This is a genomic window from Rhodanobacter sp. PCA2 (assembly GCF_013620825.1).
In the GTDB taxonomy this organism is placed as follows: Bacteria; Pseudomonadota; Gammaproteobacteria; order Xanthomonadales; family Rhodanobacteraceae; genus Rhodanobacter_A.
Genome location: NZ_NJIC01000033.1, coordinates 1 through 17,784, shown reverse-complemented (window position 1 = coordinate 17,784; position 17,784 = coordinate 1). Strand labels below are relative to the sequence as shown.

At 69.7% G+C, this 17,784-nt stretch carries 18 protein-coding genes; 6 read left to right on the top strand and 12 right to left on the bottom strand.

The window, feature by feature from the left end:
• Positions 1–63: 63 nt before the first annotated feature.
• The 3 genes from PCA_RS11045 to PCA_RS11035 form a co-directional block, all read right to left on the bottom strand.
• The gene (locus PCA_RS11045) at positions 64–2,118 is read right to left on the bottom strand and encodes an FUSC family protein (protein WP_181302667.1); all 2,055 of its coding nucleotides are present in this window, start codon (positions 2,116–2,118) and stop codon (positions 64–66) included.
• Between the two features lie 68 nt (positions 2,119–2,186).
• The gene (gene yeiP, locus PCA_RS11040; protein ID WP_181302666.1) at positions 2,187–2,750 is read right to left on the bottom strand and encodes an elongation factor P-like protein YeiP; all 564 of its coding nucleotides are present in this window, start codon (positions 2,748–2,750) and stop codon (positions 2,187–2,189) included.
• A 103-nt stretch (positions 2,751–2,853) separates the two neighbouring features.
• The gene (locus tag PCA_RS11035; RefSeq protein WP_181302665.1) at positions 2,854–3,621 is read right to left on the bottom strand and encodes an SDR family NAD(P)-dependent oxidoreductase; all 768 of its coding nucleotides are present in this window, start codon (positions 3,619–3,621) and stop codon (positions 2,854–2,856) included.
• A 183-nt stretch (positions 3,622–3,804) separates the two neighbouring features.
• Between PCA_RS11035 and PCA_RS11030 the strand changes: the two genes are divergently transcribed.
• A complete protein-coding gene (locus PCA_RS11030; protein WP_255436799.1) occupies positions 3,805–4,299 on the top strand; it encodes an RcnB family protein in 495 nt (164 codons plus the stop codon).
• Positions 4,300–4,523: 224 nt separating this feature from the next.
• Here PCA_RS11030 and PCA_RS11025 read toward each other — a convergent pair whose 3' ends face one another.
• Genes PCA_RS11025 through PCA_RS11015 form a run of 3 tightly spaced genes read right to left on the bottom strand, consistent with a single transcriptional unit; the run spans position 4,524 to position 6,208 of the window.
• Positions 4,524–5,114 (bottom strand): N-acetyltransferase family protein, encoded by a 591-nt coding sequence (locus tag PCA_RS11025; RefSeq protein WP_343204439.1) that lies wholly within the window; start codon positions 5,112–5,114, stop codon positions 4,524–4,526.
• On the bottom strand, positions 5,108–5,710 hold the full coding sequence (locus PCA_RS11020) for a YdeI/OmpD-associated family protein (RefSeq protein ID WP_181302664.1): 603 nt from the start codon (positions 5,708–5,710) through the stop codon (positions 5,108–5,110). Before PCA_RS11020 ends, PCA_RS11025 begins: the two co-directional genes overlap by 7 nt.
• A 9-nt stretch (positions 5,711–5,719) precedes the next feature.
• Positions 5,720–6,208 (bottom strand): GNAT family N-acetyltransferase, encoded by a 489-nt coding sequence (locus tag PCA_RS11015; protein WP_181302663.1) that lies wholly within the window; start codon positions 6,206–6,208, stop codon positions 5,720–5,722.
• Between the two features lie 57 nt (positions 6,209–6,265).
• Between PCA_RS11015 and PCA_RS11010 the strand changes: the two genes are divergently transcribed.
• Positions 6,266–6,901 carry a glutathione S-transferase family protein gene (locus PCA_RS11010; RefSeq protein ID WP_181302662.1) on the top strand — a complete coding sequence of 212 codons (636 nt, stop codon included), beginning with the start codon at positions 6,266–6,268 and terminating at the stop codon, positions 6,899–6,901.
• The gene (locus tag PCA_RS11005; RefSeq protein WP_181302661.1) at positions 6,898–7,368 is read left to right on the top strand and encodes an NUDIX domain-containing protein; all 471 of its coding nucleotides are present in this window, start codon (positions 6,898–6,900) and stop codon (positions 7,366–7,368) included. The genes PCA_RS11010 and PCA_RS11005 overlap by 4 nt, the downstream gene beginning before the upstream one ends.
• Before the next feature lie 92 nt (positions 7,369–7,460).
• On the opposite strand, the gene PCA_RS11000 is transcribed toward PCA_RS11005, so the two are convergent.
• The 3 genes from PCA_RS11000 to PCA_RS10990 form a co-directional block, all read right to left on the bottom strand.
• Entirely contained in the window at positions 7,461–8,363 is a 903-nt protein-coding gene (locus PCA_RS11000; protein ID WP_181302660.1) for a hydroxymethylglutaryl-CoA lyase, read from the bottom strand.
• A 33-nt stretch (positions 8,364–8,396) separates the two neighbouring features.
• Positions 8,397–10,385: a biotin carboxylase N-terminal domain-containing protein gene (locus PCA_RS10995; RefSeq protein WP_181302659.1), complete on the bottom strand. Its 1,989-nt coding sequence runs from the start codon at positions 10,383–10,385 to the stop codon at positions 8,397–8,399.
• A gap of 98 nt (positions 10,386–10,483) precedes the next feature.
• Positions 10,484–11,275, bottom strand: coding sequence for an enoyl-CoA hydratase-related protein (locus PCA_RS10990; protein WP_181302658.1), 792 nt, complete (start codon positions 11,273–11,275; stop codon positions 10,484–10,486).
• A 122-nt stretch (positions 11,276–11,397) separates the two neighbouring features.
• Between PCA_RS10990 and PCA_RS10985 the strand changes: the two genes are divergently transcribed.
• The 3 genes from PCA_RS10985 to PCA_RS10975 are packed head-to-tail and all read left to right on the top strand — an operon-like array spanning position 11,398 to position 13,825.
• A complete protein-coding gene (locus PCA_RS10985; RefSeq protein ID WP_181302657.1) occupies positions 11,398–11,643 on the top strand; it encodes a FeoA family protein in 246 nt (81 codons plus the stop codon).
• Positions 11,640–13,475, top strand: coding sequence for a ferrous iron transporter B (locus PCA_RS10980; RefSeq protein ID WP_181302656.1), 1,836 nt, complete (start codon positions 11,640–11,642; stop codon positions 13,473–13,475). The genes PCA_RS10985 and PCA_RS10980 overlap by 4 nt, the downstream gene beginning before the upstream one ends.
• Positions 13,472–13,825 carry a DUF6587 family protein gene (locus PCA_RS10975; RefSeq protein WP_255436798.1) on the top strand — a complete coding sequence of 118 codons (354 nt, stop codon included), beginning with the start codon at positions 13,472–13,474 and terminating at the stop codon, positions 13,823–13,825. The genes PCA_RS10980 and PCA_RS10975 overlap by 4 nt, the downstream gene beginning before the upstream one ends.
• 16 nt (positions 13,826–13,841) lie before the next feature.
• Here the strand turns inward: PCA_RS10975 and PCA_RS10970 are convergent, their stop codons facing one another.
• The 3 genes from PCA_RS10970 to PCA_RS10960 form a co-directional block, all read right to left on the bottom strand.
• Complete coding sequence (locus tag PCA_RS10970; RefSeq protein WP_181302655.1) at positions 13,842–15,449, bottom strand: carboxyl transferase domain-containing protein; 1,608 nt, start codon at positions 15,447–15,449, stop codon at positions 13,842–13,844.
• 210 nt (positions 15,450–15,659) lie between these two features.
• Entirely contained in the window at positions 15,660–16,073 is a 414-nt protein-coding gene (locus PCA_RS10965; RefSeq protein WP_181302654.1) for a hypothetical protein, read from the bottom strand.
• A gap of 163 nt (positions 16,074–16,236) precedes the next feature.
• Positions 16,237–17,421 (bottom strand): acetyl-CoA C-acyltransferase, encoded by a 1,185-nt coding sequence (locus PCA_RS10960; RefSeq protein WP_181302653.1) that lies wholly within the window; start codon positions 17,419–17,421, stop codon positions 16,237–16,239.
• Positions 17,422–17,784 lie beyond the last annotated feature (363 nt).

Genomic DNA, 17,784 nt, shown 5'->3' with positions numbered 1-17,784 from the left:
GTCTAGAACGCCGGGATGGGTACAGTCGTGCCGCGGACGCACAATGCGCTGCGGGGCTGCCGCTCAGGCGTTGCCCGCCGCGGGCTGCGCCCGCCGCAGCACGTGGGCCAGGGTGTTGATGCTGTCGGTGAGCCGGTCGCTGATGCGCGCCAGCGGCTCGGCCTCGGCGAGGCCGCCGGTGTGCTGCAGCGGGACCAGCAGGGATTGCTGCATGGCGCGCAGGTCGGGCAGGGCGTCGGGCACGCGATGCTCGCGCAGGGCGGTGGCGATGGACTGCACCGAGTCGGCGCAGGTGGCGACGAAGCGGTTCATTTCCGGCGGCAGCGTCGAGCCCTCGCCGAGCGCTTCCAGCGCCATCGCGGTACGCGCCAGACGATTGCCGTTGGCGAACAGCGCGCGCGCCAGCTCCAGCAGGTTCTCCGGCGTGCCGGGCTCCGCCCGCATGCGGTCGAGCGAGGCCAGCGCATTGCTGCGCGCCGTGCGCACCAGGCTGCGCGTCTCGCGCTGCGCCTCGTATTGTCCGGGCAGCGCCAACGCGCGCAGATAACCGGCATAGGCGTCGAGCATTTCGGCAAATGCGCTGCGCGCCCGGCCGCGTTCCCAGGTGGGCCACACGAGATAGGCCGCCATTGCCATGCCGCAGCCGAGCACGGTGCTCACCAGACGGTCGGTCACGGCCACGCCGGAATTGACGCCATCGAAGGACAACAGGATCACCACGGTGCCGGTGAGCGCAGCCACGGCGATGCCGTAATGCGCATTGGCCAGCCAGCGGAACGCCATGCACAGCAGCGCCATCAGGGCGAGGTGGGCCCAGGGCGAATTCGGCGCGAGGTACAGCAGGGCGGTGGTCAGCACCAGGCCCAGCACCGTGCCCACCACGCGCAGCAGTCCGAAGTTGAAGGTGGCGGCGAAATCCGAGCGCAGCACGATCGCCGTGGTCATCGGCAGCCAGTAGCCATGCTGCAGATGGAACAGGCGCGAGACGAGCAACGCCGCGCTGAGGCAGGCCGCGGTGCGCACGGCATGCCGGAACGCCATCGAGCGCGGCGTGAGGTTGGCGCGCAGCATGGCGCGCACGGAGCCGCTTTGCAGCGTGCGCGGCAACTGCGTCTCCTCCGCCTCGGCACGCAGTTCGCCGCGGCTGCCGGCCCAGTTTGCGTTGCGCACCGCCGCGGCCAGCTGGCCATCCAGCGCACGGAGGTGCGTGGCCATGCCGCCAGGCATGCTGCGGGCGTCGTTGCGCAGCGTTTCGAGCAGGCGCTCCGCCTGCTGCGGCGGTTCGGCGGTTTCCAGTGCGTGCGCGATGGCCTCCAGCACCTGCGCGGCGCCTTCCCGGTAGCGCATCTGCAGGCTGTCCGCGGCATGCAGCGCCGACATTGCCGTCAGCTCCAGCCGGATGCGTTCGGCCAGTTCCAGCAGCACGGTGAACGCCTCCATCGCGCGGCCATGCGCGCGATAGCGGCCGAGCAAGGTGCGCTGCAGCGAGGTCATGGCATCCGTGAGCGCAGGCGTGGCGTTTTCGTCGTCGCCAGTCTGGCGCGCCAGCGCGGCGAGGCCCGTGTATACGCCGGCCAGCGCATGCCGTTCCGGCCGATAGCGTTGCAACGGCCATGCGGCCACGGCGAGCAGGGTCAGCAGCAGGCCGCCGCAACCGATCAGGAGGGCAGCCAGCAGGGCGTCGCTGGGCGGGATGGGCGTGGCGGCGGCGATCACCAGCAGGATCATGCTGGTCATGCCCACGCGCGCGGCATCCGTGCCGAACACCACCAGCATGCCGCCGAAGAAGCCGAACGCGGCCGTGGCCACCAGCATCGGCAGCAAATGGCCGCCGATGGTGAAACCCACCAGGGCGGCCAGCGCTGCCACCAGTGTCGCCACCAGCAGCCACTGCATGCGCTGGCGATAGGGGCCGGGCTGGTCGGAGAACATGGTGTCCAGCGCACCGGCGCTGATGCCCAGGCCGACCCCGGGATACCCCGTGGCCAGGCCCGCGCCCAGCGGCACGACCACGGCCAGGGTATTGCGCAGCACCACCCACAGCGGCACGTCGGGCCGCTTGATGTGCGTCAGGCTTTCGACGAGCTGGGCTCGCAGGGAATAGCCGCTGGCGGACATGGGTGGAGCCGGGTGAACAGGGTGGAGGGAGTATGGCAAAAGCGGCCGCGGTGTCTGCCCGCCGCCGGTCAGGCCCGCCCGGCGAACTCGCCGGTAAGCGTGTTCACCCACACCTTCTCGTCGTTGGTGATGTACTCGGGCACCTGGATTTCCACGCCGGTGTTGAGCTTGGCGGGCTTGGTGCGCTTGGTGGCGCTGGCGCCCTTCAGCTCCGGCGCGGTGTCGACCACGGTGAGCACCACGCTGGTGGGCACCTGCAGGCCCACCGGCGCATCGTCGATCACCTGCACGTAGTAGCCCTCCACGTCCTCGACGATGTAGCTGGCGTTGTCGCCCACCAGTTCGGGGCCGAGCAGGTACTGGGTGTAATCCTCCGCGTCCATGAACACGAAGGCTTCGCCGTCCTTGTAGGAGAAGTTCGCGGCGCGGCGCACCAGGTCCATCTCCTTCAGGTCGTCGTCGGCACGCAGGCTGAGGTCGTACTTGCGGCCGCCGGGGATGGAGTACAGCGTGAAGCGGAAGGTGACGTTGCCGCCGCGCGCGGTGGGCGAGCTGCGCTCGATGTCGCGCACCTGGTACACGGTGCCTTCGTGCTCGACCACGTTGCCTTTCTTGACGTCGGAAGCTTTCATTGGATGCTCGGGATTGGGGAGTCGGGATTTGGGATTCGGGAAAGCGGAATGTCGCGGGACTGGCGCCTTGGCGTATCCCGAATCCCGTCTCCCCAATCCCGGCTTACTTGGGCTGCAGGCGCACCGCGCCGTCGAGGCGGATGGTCTCGCCGTTGATGTAGCGGTTGCCGAGGATGAAGGCCACGGTCTGGGCGAACTCCTCCGGCTTGCCGAGGCGCGAGGGGAAGGGGATGGAAGCCGAGAGCGACTCCTGCACCTGGGGCGGCATGCCGTCCACCATCGGCGTCCAGAAGATGCCCGGCGCGATGGTCGCCACGCGGATGCCGAAGCGCGACAGCTCGCGCGCCATCGGCAGGGTCATGCCGACCACGCCGCCCTTGGACGCGGAGTAGGCGGCCTGGCCGATCTGGCCTTCGTAGGCGGCCACGCTGGCGGTGTTGACGATCACGCCGCGCTCGCCGTCCTCGCCGGCCTCGTTGCCCTGCATCAGCGCGGCGGCGGCCTTGGCCACGTTGAAGCTGCCGACCAGGTTCACCATCACCGTGGTGGCGAAGGTGGACAGCGGCATCGGGCCTTCCTTGCCCAGCACGCGGCCGGCGCCGAGGATGCCGGCGCAGTTCATCACCACGTTGAGCCCGCCCATGGCCTCGCGCGCGGCGGCCACGTTGGCGGCCACGCCGTCCTCGCTGGTGACGTCGGTCTTGTGGAAGCGCGCCGCGTCGCCCAGCGCCTGCGCGGCGGCGTGGCCCTTTTCCTCGTTGACGTCGAACAGCGTCACCTTGCCGCCGTGGGCGACGAGGTGCTGCGCCACCGCGTGGCCGAGACCGGAGGCGCCGCCGGTGATGATGGCCTTGACCTGATCGAGCTGCATGGGAGTCCCCGAAACGGAAGCGGAAAGTCGCTCATGTTAGCCGAGCGGCGGCGGTTGCTGCTGGCTGAACGCGAAACCTGCCGGGCGCCGACGGTTCATGCCGGGTTGGGCCGCCGCGGACGAATTTTGTGCCGGGTCGCACGCGGGAGCCGGGTGGCGGCCGGTACGATGCGGACGGGTTCCATGGTCCATCAGGTGGAGATCGACATGAAGAAGCTGCAAGGTCTGGCAGTGGTGTGTGGCGCGATGCTGATGCTGGCCGGCGGCTCCGCGCTGGCGCAGGACCATGGTCGCGGACAGGATGGTGGATACGACCAGGGACAGGACCGGGGACACGATCGGGGTCGCGACCATCGGCAGGATGACGGCAATCGCGGCCGCGGGTACGACGACGGCGACCGTTACGCGCGCCATGGCGACGGCGACGGCCATGGCCGCGGACATGCCTACGGGCATTACAAGGACTGGCACGATCGCGGCCGCCACGAGGGCTGGTACAAGCGCGGCGGCTATCTGCCGGTGGAATACCGCAGCACCCGCTACGTGGTGTACGACTGGCGCGACGCCCATTTGCGCGAACCGCCGCGCGGCTACCGCTGGGTGCGCAGCGACAGCGGCGACTACCTGCTGGTGGCGATCGCCACGGGCGTGATCGTCGACCTGTTGCTCAACCACTAGGGAAGTCCGACCAATCGACTGCCTGCTCGTCGTTCCTGCGAAAGCTCGTCATTCCTGCGAAGGCAGGAATCCAGTGCCTCTGCACGCCGAGGCTTGCAGGCGCTGGATGACCAGCTTCGCTGTCGTGAAGCGCCTCCGGCTTTCGCCGGGATGACCGGCAAAATCGGGCCGTCGCTGGGACAAGCATGCACAGACGGCACGCCCGCACAGCGGGCGTGCCGTTTTCACGAATCGCGTTGCAGCAGGGCCTGCAGTGCCGGCGTCGAAGCGAGCGTTGCGAACGGCGTCACCGCCGGCGGCGAGGGCGTTGCCGCTTGCAACTCCTTCTGCCACACGCCCACATCCCACCAGGCGTCCAGCTTCCACCCGGCCTTGCGCCACACGCCGGCCGGCGCGAAACCCATCGCCTCATGCAGGGTCACGCTGGGCGTGCCCGGCAGGGTGATCACGCCAACCGCCTGGGTGAGGCCTTGCAGGCGCATGACGCCGAGCAGGGTGCCGTAGAGGCGACGCGCGATGCCGCGGCGCTGCGCGTCGGGATGCACGTAGATCGAGGTCTCGGCGATCCAGTCGTAGGCGGCGCGTTCGCGGAAGCGTCCTGCATAGGCGTAGGCCAGCACCGTGCCGCCTTCCTCCCACACGAGCCACGGGTAATGCGGCAGGCGCGCAAGCATGCGTTCGCGCATGCCGTCGACCCCGGGCAATACGTTCTCGAACGTGGCGACGCCGCTTTCGACATGCGGCGCATAGATCGCGTGGATGGCTTCGGCATCGCCTGCCCTGGCAATGCGGATCGTTGGATGTCGATCTAGCACTTCTCGTATTTCCAGTTGCGGCGCTTGCCTTCGGCCAGCCACTCCAGCGTGGTGGCGAGGCGTTTCTGGCGGGTGGCGTCGGTTTTCGCTTCGACGATCCAGTTGATGTATTCGCGCTGGCAACTGGGCGGGAAAGCTTCCCAGGTCTTGCGGGCGGCGGCGTGCTTGCGCTGGGCCAGCAAGGCGGCGAGGTCGTCCGGCAACACCGGCGGCGGTTTCGCGCCGGCCTTGGGGCGCGTTTGTTTCACGCCCGCTTCGTTCAAGGCCGCCGCCTTCCTGACGAGGTCGATGAGTACCTTTTTCGCGGGCAGGTCTTGCACCGAGGCGAGCTTGCCGAACTGGCCCATGCCTTCGCCCGCATTCTTCCCGGCGACCTGCCTGCCCAGCCAGAAGCCGAAGCTGCAGTGCTGCTTGAACGCGGCCATCATGCACAGCGAGGCATTGCGATGGACGAAGAACGGCATCCCCCACTTGATCGTTTCCGCGACATCCGGGCAGGCTGCATGCACCGCGGCACGCAGGTGTTCGAGGATGGGCCGGGCGAATTCGGCGGACTTGGCGATGTAGGCGTCGACGCGGGCATCGTGATTAGCCATGGGGTCACCTCACAGTTGGCGGATGAACCAGCGGTCGCAGCCGTGGTGGCCGGTGCCGCCCATCGGCGCGCAGATCGGCACGAAACCGTTGCGCCGGTACAGCGCCTGCGCCGCGTCCATGCCGGTGAGCGTTTCCAGGTAGCAGCGGCGGAAGCCATGGGCGCGCGCCGCGTCCAGGCAGCGCTGCATCATGGCCTGTCCGGCGCCGACGCCGCGCGCCGCGGGCAGGAAATACATCTTGCGCAGTTCGCATACGTCCGGCTCGCCGTTCACCAGCGGCGCCACCCCGCCGCCGCCGACCACGCGGCCGTCGCGTTCGACCACGAAGTAGCTGCAGCGCGGCTGGGCGTAGGCCGCATGCATCGCGTCCACCTCGGCGTCGTGGATCGCGAAGCCGGGGCCGTCGGCGCCGAACTCCGGCATCACCGTGCGGATGATCGCGGCGACCGCGGCGTCGTCGCGCGGCTCGATGGGGCGGATGGAGTAGTCCTGGATCATGGCGACTGGGGGGCGCTTGCGGTGTAGTGTCGGCAGATTCTCGCACCGGAGCCGCCCATGTTGGTCTATGACGCGATCAGCCCCGCGCCGCGCTGCCTGCGCATGTTCCTGCTGGAGAAGGGCCTGCACCTGCCGGCCGTGGCGGTGGACGTGATGCGCGGGGAAAACCGCGAGGCGGCCTATCTTGCCCTGAATCCCGCCGGGCAGACGCCCGCGCTGCGGCTCGACGACGGCGCGACCCTGGCCGAGGCGGTGGCGATCGCCGAATACCTGGAGGAGCTGCATCCCGCGCCAGCGCTGATCGGCAGCACCCCGGAAGAGCGCGCGCTGACCCGTCAATGGTGGCGGCGGGTGGAGCTCAACGTCACCGAGTTCATCCACAACGCCTTCCATTACGCCGAGGGTTTGCCGCGATTCGCGCCGCGCATCCCCGTCGCCCCCGAGGCGGCGGCCGGGCTGAAACGCATCGCGCAGGATCGCCTGGCCTGGCTGGACGGCCTGTTCGGCACGGGGCCGTGGCTGTGCGGCGAGCGCTTCAGCGCCGCGGACATCTGGCTCTACGTCTGGCTGGATTTCGGTGCGGGCGTCAACCAGCCCTTCGACCGTTCCCTGCCCAGGATCGGCCCGTGGTTCGCGCGCGTGGCGGCGCGGTCCAGCGCCGAGGCCAGCCGCAAGCTGCTGGTCGCGCCATGAATGCCGGGCGCGGCCTGCCGGTGCGCAGCACCATGGTGTCCGTGCTCGCGCTGCGCGGCGCGGGTGCGGGCACGCGCATGCTGCTGGCGCGCCGGGCGGATGCCTATCTCGACGGCGCGTGGAGCTACATCGCCGGCCACGTCGAGGTCGGCGAGACGGGCTGGCAGGCGGCGCTGCGCGAATTGCGCGAGGAAACGGCGCTGCAGCCGCAGAGCTTCTGGGCCACCAGCTACTGCGAAAGTTTCTACCTGGCGCAGTCCGACAGCATCGAACTGGTGCCCGCCTTCGTCGCGCGGATCGCCGACGATGCGCAGGTGCGTCTCAACGGCGAGCACTCGGCGTTCCGCTGGGTCGCGCTGGAGGAGGCCGCGGCGCTGCTGCCCTTTGGCAGCCAGCGCGACCTGCTGGCCCACGTGCGCCGCGAATTCGTGGAGCGCGAACCCTCGCCGTTCCTGCGGCTCGCGTGACATGGGCAGCCGGGCCATCGATGCGCCGCCCGGATTTTCTGCCGGGACGACGGACGGGGACGGGCGTTGCCGCCCCGGTCACCTTCGCCGGTTCAAGCGGACGCCGTGCGCGCACGGGTGACGCGGCTGGCGGTGTCCTTGTGCAGTTGGGCGGACAGCCACGCGCCGGTGGCGATCAGCAGGTCGAGGTCGATGCCGGTTTCCATGCCCATGCCGTGCAGCATGTAGGCCACGTCCTCGCTGGCCACGTTGCCGGTGGCGCCCTTGGCGTACGGGCAGCCGCCGGTGCCGGAGACGGCGCTGTCCACCACGCGCACGCCTTCCTCCAGGCAGGCGAGGATGTTCGCCAGCGCCTGGCCGTAGGTGTCGTGGAAATGCACCGCCAGCGCGTGCATGGGCACTTCCTGCGCCACCGCGTGCAGCATCGCGCGCGCCTTGGCCGGCGTGCCGACGCCGATGGTGTCGCCCAGCGATATCTCGTGGCAGCCGAGTTCGTGCAGGCGCCTGGCCACGCGCACCACGTCGCGCACCGGCACCTCGCCCTGGTAGGGGCAGCCGAGCACGGTGGAGACGTAGCCGCGCACCGCCACGCCGTCGGCCTTCGCGCGCTCCAGCACCGGCACGAAGCGCTCGATGGATTCGTCGATGGAAGCGTTGATGTTCTTGCGGTTGAACGCTTCGCTGGCCGCGGTGAACACGGCGATCTCTTCGGCGCCCACTTCGCGGGCACGCTCGTAGCCCTGCAGGTTCGGCACCAGCACCGGGTAGCTCACGCCCGGCACCTTGCGGATGCCGGTGAACACCTCGGCCGCGTCGGCGAGCTGCGGCACCCATTTCGGGCTCACGAAGCTGGTGGCCTCGATGGTCTTGAGCCCGGTGGAGGAGAGCCGGTCGATCAGGGCGATCTTCACTTCGGCCGGGAGCAGGGTCTTCTCGTTCTGCAAGCCGTCGCGGGCGCCGACTTCGACGATGCGGACATGGTTGGAAGCGGTCATGGCGGTTCCGGGTGAAGGAGAGGGCTTCGGGCGTCAGGCGTCGAAGCGCACGAGCACCGCGTCGGCCTCGACGAAGTCGCCTTGCGCGGCGGACACGCTCTCGATGGTGCCGGCGCGCGGTGCCTTCAAGGCCAGTTCCATCTTCATCGCCTCCATCACCAGCAGTTCCTGGCCTTCCTCGACGGTGTCGCCGGCCTTGGCCTTCACCAGCACGATGCGGCCCGGCATGGGCGCGATGATCTGGTTGCCGCCCGCGGCGTCCTTCGACGCCCAGGCGTAGGCAGCGGCACGGTCGAGGCGCCAGCGCTGGCCGGCGTCGTCGTGCAGCAGCACGCGATGCGCGTTCGCGCGCAGGCCGAAACGTTCGGCTTCGTCGTCGAAGCGGGCGCTGAGCGAGGTGTCGGCCAAACGTGCGCCGTGCACTTCGCAGCTGCTGTCGCCATGGCGCAGGCGGTAGTCGCCGGCATGGCCGTAGGCTTCGATCTCGAAGCGCGACTCGCCGCGCGTGAGCGCCAGCACGCGCTTGCCGGCGTGGCCCACGCGCCAGGCATCGGCGGCGGCCCAGGGCGAGTGCGGATCGGCGGGATTCGCCGCCAGCTGCGCCTCGTCGTGCAACAGCGCGGCGGTGGCGGCGGCGAACAGCGTGCGCGCCGCGGGTTCCGCCTGTCCGCTCACGAATTCGTCGAGGTGGCGATCCAGGTAACCGGTGTCGATGCGCGCCTCGACCACGGCGGGATGGCGCGCCAGCCGTTCGAGGAACGCGATATTGGATTTCGGCCCCTCGATCTCGCATTCGGCCAGCGCCTCGCGCAGGCGCTGCAGCGCCTGCGGGCGATCCTCGTCCCACACGATCAGCTTGGCGATCATCGGGTCGTAGAAGATCGTCACCGTGTCGCCCTGCACCACGCCGCCGTCGATGCGCACGTGGCGCGAAGGCGCGGGCAGGCGCAGCGTCTGCAGCTTGCCGGAGCCGGGCAGGAAGTTCTGCTCGGGATCTTCCGCGTACAGGCGCACCTCGATGGCGTGGCCGTGCGAGGTCACCTGTTCCTGCGTGAGCGGCAGCGCTTCGCCGTTGGCGATGCGCAGTTGCCACTCCACGAGATCCACGCCGTGGGTGAGTTCGGTGACCGGGTGCTCGACCTGCAGGCGGGTGTTCATTTCCATGAAGTGGAAATCGCCGGCGGGACCGACGATGAACTCCACCGTGCCCGCGCCCACGTAGTTCACCGCGCGCGCGGCGGCCACCGCGGCCGCGCCCATCGCGGCGCGCGTATCCGGGGTGAGGAAGGGCGAGGGGGTTTCCTCCAGCACCTTCTGGTAGCGGCGCTGCGCCGAGCACTCGCGCTCGTCGAGGTGGATCACGTGGCCGTGGCGGTCGCCGAAGATCTGGAACTCGATGTGGCGCGGATGTTCGACGTAGCGCTCCAGCAGCATGGTGGCATCGCCGAAGGCGGCCAGCGCCACGCGCTGCGCGGTGGCCAGCGCCTCGGGAAAGGCCGCGTCTTCGCGCACGATCTGCATGCCCTTGCCGCCGCCGCCCGCCGCGGGCTTGAGGATCAGTGGATAGCCGACCTCGCGCGCCTTGGCGGCGAGGAAGGCGCTGTCCTGGTTGTCGCCGTGGTAGCCGGGCACCAGCGGCACGTCGTGCTTCGACATCAGCGCCTTGGCGGCGGACTTGGAGCCCATCGCCTCGATGCTGGCCGGGTCGGGGCCGATGAAGGCGATGCCGGCCGCCACGCAGGCGCGGGCGAAGTCGGTGTTCTCGGAAAGGAAGCCATAGCCGGGATGGATCGCCTGCGCGCCGCTCTTCTTCGCCACCTCGACGATGGCGTCGCCGCGCAGGTAGGACTCGGCCGGACGCGGGCCGCCGATCGGCCATGCCTCGTCGGCGAGGCGCACGTGCTGGGCGTCGCGGTCCGCTTCCGAATACACCGCGATGCTGCGGATGCCCAGCCGGCGGCAGGTGCGGATCACGCGGCAGGCGATCTCGCCGCGGTTGGCGATCAGTACGCGTTCGAACATGCGGGTTCCTTGGCCGTACGTGCGGGGCAAAGCCCCGGAAAGCTAGCAGATGCGCGTCGTCGCGCCGATGCGCAGCGCAGCAAAAAACGCGGGGCGGGTCAGGGCGCGGTCCATGCCGGCGCACGCTTGTCGAGGAAGGCGGTGAGCCCTTCCTGGCCTTCCGGCGACACGCGCAGGCGGGCGATCAGCGCAGCGTTGTCCCGGTCGATGCGCTCGGCGGCGGCCTCGGCGAGGCCACCCATGCGGAAGGCCAATTGCTTGGCCTCGCGCTGCGCCTGGGGGCCGGCCTTGGCGAGCAGCTTCAGCGCGAAGGCCACAGCCTCGTCCAGCGCCTCGGGCGCGACGACCTGGTGCAGCAGGCCGATGCGCCGCGCCTCGGCGGCGTCGAAAATCTCGCCGGTGAGGAACAGCTTGCGCGCCTGGCGCAGGCCGATCGCGGCGACCACGCAGGGCGAGATCACCGCGGGCACCAGGCCCAGCTTCACCTCGGTGAGGCCGAACTTCGCGCCGTCCGCGGCGATCGCGATGTCGCAGCAGGCGACCAGGCCCACGCCGCCGCCGTAGGCCGCGCCGTTGACGCGGGCGACGGTGGGCTTGGGGCAGAACTGCAGGCTGCGCATCAAGCGCGCGAGGCGCAGCGAGTCGTCGCGGTTTTCCTGCTCGCTGGCGCCGGCCATGCCGCGCATCCAGTTGAGGTCCGCGCCGGCGGAGAAACTCGCGCCGCTGCCGGTGAGCACCACGACACGCACCGCAGGATCGCGGCCGGCATCCTCGACGGCGGCCGTGAGTTCCGCGATCAGCGCGTCGTCGAACGCGTTGTGCACCTCGGGGCGATGCATGGCGAGCGTGCGCACGCCGGCGCGGTCGGTGGTCAGTACGGCAGACGGCATGGACGGATTCCGCGCGGGGAAGCCGGCATTTTAAACCGCCGGCAACGCTTGCCGGGTGGCGCTGCACCAAACGCGAAATGTGGTTACAATGCGAACCATTCTTATTTGTAGCCGGTTCTGTCGTGCGCCTGTCCGATCTGTCGAAGGGTACTGCCGCCGTGGTGGATCGCGTGGACGATGCCCACGCGAACGATGCCATTGCGCAGCGTTTGCGCGACCTGGGCTTCGTCGACGGCGAAGCGGTGCGGGTGGTTGCGTGCGCGCCGCTGGGCGCCGATCCGCTGCTGGTGCAGATCGGCTTCACCCGCTTCGCCCTGCGACGGGCCGAGGCGGCCCGGGTCAGCGTGCGGGCCGAGGTGGCGGCATGAGCGCCGACGCGCTGCGCATCGCCCTGGTCGGCAACCCGAACTGCGGCAAGACCGCGCTGTTCAACCTGCTCACCGGCGGCCGGCAGAAGGTGGCGAACTACGCCGGCGTCACGGTGGAACGCAAGGAAGGGCGCTTCGTCGCGCCGTCCGGGCGCGTGCTGCAGATCCTCGACCTGCCGGGCGCCTACAGCTTCGACGCGGTCAGCCCGGACGAGCAGATCACCCGCGACGTGCTGGAGGGCAACTACCCCGGCGAGGCGCCGCCCGACCTGATCGTCTGCGTGGCCGACGCCACCAACCTGCGCCTGCACCTGCGCTTCCTGCTGGAAGTGCGGCGGCTGGGGCGGCCGGTGGTGCTGGCCCTGAACATGATGGACGCGGCGCGCCGACGCGACATCGCGATCGACGTACCGGAGCTGTCGCGCCGGCTGGGCCTGCCGGTGGTGGAAACCGTGGCGGTGAGGCGCGGCGGCGCGAAGGCGCTGGTGGCGCGCGTGGACGGCGAACTGCCGCTGCCGGCTCCGGTACAGGCCGACGACCCGGCCAGCCGGGTCGACCTGCACGCCGAGGTGCGCGAGCTGCTCGCCGCCACGGTGAGCATGCCGCGGCAGACCGCGGCGGTGGACGACGCGCTGGACCGCTGGGCGCTGCATCCGGTGTTCGGCCTGGCCATCCTCGCGGTGGTGATGTTCCTGGTGTTCCAGGCGGTGTATTCGCTGGGCAAGCCGATGACCGACCTGATCGGCGACGGCTTCGGCCAACTGGGCGAGTACCTGGCAGCGTCGCTGCCAGCCGGGCCGCTGCGCGGCCTGGTCACCGACGGCATCTTCACCGGCCTCGGCACGGTGCTGGGCTTCCTGCCGCAGATCCTGGTGCTGTTCTTCTTCATCCTCACGCTGGAGGAGTCGGGCTACCTGCCGCGCGCGGCCTTCCTGCTGGATCGCCTGATGGTGTCGGTGGGGTTGACCGGGCGTTCGTTCATCCCGCTGCTGTCCAGTTTCGCCTGCGCGATCCCCGGCATCATGGGCACGCGCTCGATCACCGATCCGCGCGACCGGCTCGCCACCATCCTGGTGGCGCCGCTGATGACGTGTTCGGCGCGGCTGCCGGTGTATGCGCTGCTGATCGGCGCCTTCATTCCCGCGCACGCGGTGCTCGGCGTGTTCAACCTGCAAGGCCTGGTGCTGTTCGCGCTGTACGTCGCGGGCATCCTCGGCGCGATGCTGGTGGGCTGGGTGATGAAGCGCATCCGCCGCGACCGCAGCGAGCACGCGCTGCTGATGGAGCTGCCGTCGTATCGCCTGCCCAAGGTGCGCGACGTGGCGATCGGCCTGTACGAGCGCGGCATGATCTTCCTGAAGCGGTTGACCGGCGTGATCCTCGCGCTCACCGTGCTGATGTGGGCGCTGTCCAGTTTCCCCGCGCCGCCGGCCGGCGCCACCGAGCCGGCGATCGACTACAGCTTCGCCGGCCAGTTGGGGCGCGGCCTCGCGCACCTGTTCGGGCCGATCGGCTTCAACTGGCAGATGAGCCTGGCGCTGATCCCGGCGTTCGCCGCGCGCGAGACCGCGGTGGCGGCGCTGGCCACGGTGTACGCGGTGGGCGGCGACGCGGGCGCGCTGGCGCCGGCGCTCGCCTCGCAGGTGTCGCTGGCCAGCGCGCTGTCGCTGCTGGTGTGGTTCGCCTATGCGCCGCAGTGCATGTCCACGCTGGCGGTGATCAAGCGCGAGACCGGCGCGTGGCGCGTGGTGGCGCTGTCGTTCGGCTACCAGTTCGTGATGGCGTACGCGGCGTCCTTCCTCGTCTACCAGATCGCGAGCGCGCTGACATGAGCAATGGGCTGCTGGTGCAATACATCGTGCTGGCCCTGATCGTGGCGGTCAGCGCGCTGGTGGTGTTCCGCAAGCTGGCGCCGCAGCTCACCAACCGCTGGCTGGCGGCGGCCTCGATCCGGTTGTCGCGGCACGAGTCGCGGCTGGCGCGCATGCTGGGGCGCCGGCTGCAGCCGAAGCAGGCTACCGGCAACTGCGCCGACGGCTGCGCCACCTGCGGCGCCTGCGGGCCGAAGAAGCCGGCTGCCGTCGCGCCGGCTTCCGCCACATCGCGTGGTCCCGACACATCCGGTCATGCCCGGATGGCCGTGGAGCCGATGCCGCTGCATTTCCGGCCGCGCTCGCACTGAGCGTTCGCGCCGCGACCTACATGCGGAACACGCCGTAGCGCTGCGGTTCGATCGGCGCGTTCATCGACGCGGAGATCGCCAGCCCCAGCACGCGACGGGTGTCGACCGGATCGATGATGCCGTCGTCCCACAGCCGCGCGCTGGCGTAGTACGGGTGGCCCTGGCGTTCGTACTGCTCGCGGATCGGCGTCTTGAAGGCATCTTCCTCTTCCGCGCTCCACGACTTGCCGCCGGCCTCGATGCCGTCGCGCTTCACCGTGGCGAGCACCGATGCGGCCTGTTCGCCGCCCATCACGCTGATGCGCGCGTTCGGCCACATCCACAGGAAGCGGGCGCCGTAGGCGCGACCGCACATGGCGTAGTTGCCGGCGCCGAAGCTGCCGCCGATCACCACGGTGAACTTCGGCACGTGCGAGCAGGCCACGGCGGTCACCATCTTGGCGCCGTCCTTCGCGATGCCGGCCTGCTCGTACTTCTTGCCGACCATGAAGCCGGTGATGTTCTGCAGGAACACCAGCGGCACATTGCGCTGGTTGCACAGCTCGATGAAATGCGCGCCCTTGAGCGCGCTCTCGGCGAACAGGATGCCGTTGTTGGCGACGATGCCCACCGGGTAGCCGTGGATGTGGGCGAAGCCGCAGACCAGGGTCTTGCCGTAGCGCGCCTTGAACTCGTGCAGCTCCGAGCCGTCGACGATGCGCGCGATTACTTCGCGGATGTCGAACGGGCGGCGGGTGTCCTCGGGGATCACGCCGTACAGTTCCTCGGCCGCGTACTTCGGCTCGGCCGGTTCGCGCAGCGCCAGCGGCATGGCCTTGCTGCGGTTGAGGCTGGCCACGATGTCGCGCGCGATGCTCAGCGCGTGCGCGTCGTTCTCGGCGTAGTGGTCGGCCACGCCCGAGATGGAGGTGTGGACGTCCGCGCCGCCCAGCGTCTCGGCGTCGACCACCTCGCCGGTGGCCGCCTTCACCAGCGGCGGGCCGCCCAGGAAGATCGTGCCCTGTTCGCGCACGATGATGGTCTCGTCGCTCATCGCCGGCACGTAGGCGCCGCCGGCGGTGCACGAGCCCATCACCACCGCGATCTGCGGGATGCCGAGGCCCGACATGCGCGCCTGGTTGTAGAAGATGCGGCCGAAGTGTTCCTTGTCCGGAAACACCTCGTCCTGCAGCGGCAGGAAGGCGCCGCCGGAGTCCACCAGGTAGACGCAGGGCAGGCGATTTTCCAGCGCCACCTCCTGCGCACGCAGGTGCTTCTTCACCGTCATCGGGAAATAGGTGCCGCCCTTCACCGTGGCGTCGTTGGCGACCACCACCACCTCGATGCCATTGACGCGGCCGATGCCGGTGATGATGCCGGCGGCGGGAGCGGCATCGTCGTACATGCCGTGCGCGGCCAGCGGCGACAGCTCCAGGAACGGCGAGCCGGGATCGAGCAGGGCGCGGATGCGTTCGCGCGGCAGCAGCTTGCCGCGGGCGACGTGCTTCTCGCGCGCCTTCGCGCCACCGCCCTCGGCGTTGCGCGCCAGCTCGCCGCGCAGCTCGTCGGCCAGCTTGCGCAGGCGTTCGCTGCCGGCCCGAAACTCGGGAGTACGCGGATCGATCTGCGAGACGATGGCACTCATGCACGGCGGCCCTGGTGATGGAACCGTGGATGATAGCGGCTGCGCCGCGTGTTTGATTCCGGCGTTCCCGGGCGAATGCAAAAAACCGGGCACGGCGGGAAGGATCGGCCGTTCATCCGATTTGCGCGCGCATCGCCAAATGCACGCACACGCCAAAAGAAACGGCCGCCCGATGGGCGGCCGTTTCTTCGGAACGCAAAGCCGAAGGGATCAGTGACCCTTCATCGCGTCCTTGGCCTTGTCGGCGGCGTCCTTCGCCTTGCCAGCAGCGTCCTTGGCGGAGTCGGCTGCATTCTTGGCGGCGTCGGCAGCATTGCTGGCGGCGTCCTTGGCAGCGTCGACAGCCGAGGAGGCGGCAGCGGCCGGAGCGGAGGCGGCGGTGGCAGCCTGCTGGGCCTGGTCGGCGGCCTGGTTGGCGGCCGAAGCAGCCGTGGCGGCCTGGTCGGCAGCCTGCTGGGTGGCGGTGCCCGGAGCCTGCTCGGCAGCCTTCTGCGCCTGGTCGGCGGACTGCTGAGCCTGGTCAGCGGACTGCTGGGCGCTCTGCGCGGAATCCTGCGCGCCGTTGCTGCAAGCCGCCAGCAGCGCGACGAGCGCGGAGGCGAGTAGGGTACGCGTGAACTTCATGTTGAATCTCCTATGCCGTGGAATGCCGTTTGGCCGTGTATTAATACCGCTTTCCCGTGACTTGCGCCATATCTTTCGTTGTGGCGCTTCAGATTCCGTTGAAAGGCGGTTCAATGCGCTTTCAGGGGAAAGTATCTGGACGCCATCGTCATGGCCGCGTGATTCAGTCCAGGCATTCCACCGCCAGGGCAGTGGCTTCGCCGCCGCCGATGCACAGGGTGGCGATGCCGCGCTTGAGGCCGCGGGTCTTCAACGCATTGAGCAGGGTCACCACCAGGCGGGCGCCGCTGGCGCCGATCGGATGCCCCAGCGCGCAGGCGCCGCCGTTGACGTTGAGCTTGTCGTGGGAGATGCCGAGTTCCTCGATCGGCGCCATGGCCACCACCGCGAACGCCTCGTTGACCTCGAACAGGTCGACGTCGCCGACCTTCCAGCCGGCTTTTTCAAGCACCTTCTGGATCGCGCCCACCGGGGCGGTGGTGAACCATTCCGGCTCCTGCGAGTGGGTGGCGTGCGCCACGATGCGGGCCAGCGGCTTGAGCCCGCGCGCCTTGGCGTCGTCGGCCGACAGCAGCACCACGGCGGCGGCGCCGTCGGAGATGCTGGAGGAGCTGGCCGCGGTGATGGTGCCGTTCTCCTTGCGGAAGGCGGGCTTCAGCGTGGGGATCTTGCTGACGTCGGAGCGGCTGGGCTGCTCGTCGGTATCCGCCACCACGTCGCCCTTGCGGCCGGCCACGGTGACCGGAACGATCTCGCCGGCGAACGCGCCGGATTGCTGTGCCGCCTTGGCGCGGTTGACCGACTCGGTGGCGAAGGCGTCCTGCGCCTCGCGGGTGAAGTGGTACTTGTCCGCGCAGGACTCGGCGAACACGCCCATCGCCTTGCCGTCGTAGGGGTTGGTGAGGCCGTCCCAGGCCATGTGGTCGACCAGCTTGCCGTCGCCGTAGCGGATGCCGGTGCGGGCCTGCACCATGTGCGGCGCGTTGGTCATCGACTCCATGCCGCCGGCCACCACCACCTTCGCCGAGCCGGCCTTGATCAGGTCGTGGCCCAGCATGATCGCCTTCATGCCCGAGCCGCACACCTTGTTGATGGTGGTGCAGCCGGCGGCGGGCGGAAGCCCGGCTTCCAGCGAGGCCTGGCGCGCCGGCGCCTGGCCCAGGTTGGCCGGGAGCACGCAGCCCATGATCACCTCGCCGACGTCCGCCGCGGCCACGCCGGACTGCTCCAGCGCGGCACGGATCGCGGCGGCGCCCAGTTTCGGGGTGGGTACGCCGGTGAACTGGCCGAGGAAGGAACCGATGGCGGTGCGCTTGGCACCTGCGATGACGATGCTGATGTCCGACATGGGGGAACTCCGCGGTGTGCGAATGGCGACTGGCGCCGGGGGGAAAGCGGTGGCCCGATTATCGCAGCGCTTGGCGCAGTGCGGCAAACCGGGAGCGTGCGTTGACATCTACCGTAACGGCATTGTGCGACACTGCGCTTCCACCGGGGCCATGCCGCCTTGTATTGCCGGGCGCCGGCTCCTCGAGGTGGTGAGCTTCGTCCAGGGACAAGGGGAGGGAGAACCGCATGAAACCGCATGAGGTTGGCAAGGCCGGACGCGGCCTGCGTTGGCACCAGTTGGCGTTTGCCGTCGGCGTGGCCCTGAGCCTGGCCGCCTGCGGTGGTGGCGGTGGCGGCGGCGTCAAGCCGACACCCGCCGCCC

Excerpts from the sequence above, each read along its gene's own strand:
- PCA_RS11020 (WP_181302664.1), bottom strand. The coding sequence starts at position 5,710 with ATGGCTAATCACGATGCCCGCGTCGACGCCTACATCGCCAAGTCCGCC.
- PCA_RS10970 (WP_181302655.1), bottom strand. The coding sequence starts at position 15,449 with ATGAGTGCCATCGTCTCGCAGATCGATCCGCGTACTCCCGAGTTTCGG.
- PCA_RS10965 (WP_181302654.1), bottom strand. The coding sequence starts at position 16,073 with ATGAAGTTCACGCGTACCCTACTCGCCTCCGCGCTCGTCGCGCTGCTG.
- PCA_RS10960 (WP_181302653.1), bottom strand. The coding sequence starts at position 17,421 with ATGTCGGACATCAGCATCGTCATCGCAGGTGCCAAGCGCACCGCCATC.
- PCA_RS10990 (WP_181302658.1), bottom strand. The coding sequence starts at position 11,275 with ATGCCGTCTGCCGTACTGACCACCGACCGCGCCGGCGTGCGCACGCTC.
- PCA_RS10980 (WP_181302656.1), top strand. The coding sequence starts at position 11,640 with ATGAGCGCCGACGCGCTGCGCATCGCCCTGGTCGGCAACCCGAACTGC.
- PCA_RS10975 (WP_255436798.1), top strand. The coding sequence starts at position 13,472 with ATGAGCAATGGGCTGCTGGTGCAATACATCGTGCTGGCCCTGATCGTG.
- yeiP (WP_181302666.1), bottom strand. The coding sequence starts at position 2,750 with ATGAAAGCTTCCGACGTCAAGAAAGGCAACGTGGTCGAGCACGAAGGC.
- PCA_RS11000 (WP_181302660.1), bottom strand. The coding sequence starts at position 8,363 with ATGACCGCTTCCAACCATGTCCGCATCGTCGAAGTCGGCGCCCGCGAC.
- PCA_RS11035 (WP_181302665.1), bottom strand. The coding sequence starts at position 3,621 with ATGCAGCTCGATCAGGTCAAGGCCATCATCACCGGCGGCGCCTCCGGT.
- PCA_RS11010 (WP_181302662.1), top strand. The coding sequence starts at position 6,266 with ATGTTGGTCTATGACGCGATCAGCCCCGCGCCGCGCTGCCTGCGCATG.
- PCA_RS11015 (WP_181302663.1), bottom strand. The coding sequence starts at position 6,208 with ATGATCCAGGACTACTCCATCCGCCCCATCGAGCCGCGCGACGACGCC.
- PCA_RS11005 (WP_181302661.1), top strand. The coding sequence starts at position 6,898 with ATGAATGCCGGGCGCGGCCTGCCGGTGCGCAGCACCATGGTGTCCGTG.
- PCA_RS10995 (WP_181302659.1), bottom strand. The coding sequence starts at position 10,385 with ATGTTCGAACGCGTACTGATCGCCAACCGCGGCGAGATCGCCTGCCGC.
- PCA_RS11030 (WP_255436799.1), top strand. The coding sequence starts at position 3,805 with ATGGTCCATCAGGTGGAGATCGACATGAAGAAGCTGCAAGGTCTGGCA.
- PCA_RS11045 (WP_181302667.1), bottom strand. The coding sequence starts at position 2,118 with ATGTCCGCCAGCGGCTATTCCCTGCGAGCCCAGCTCGTCGAAAGCCTG.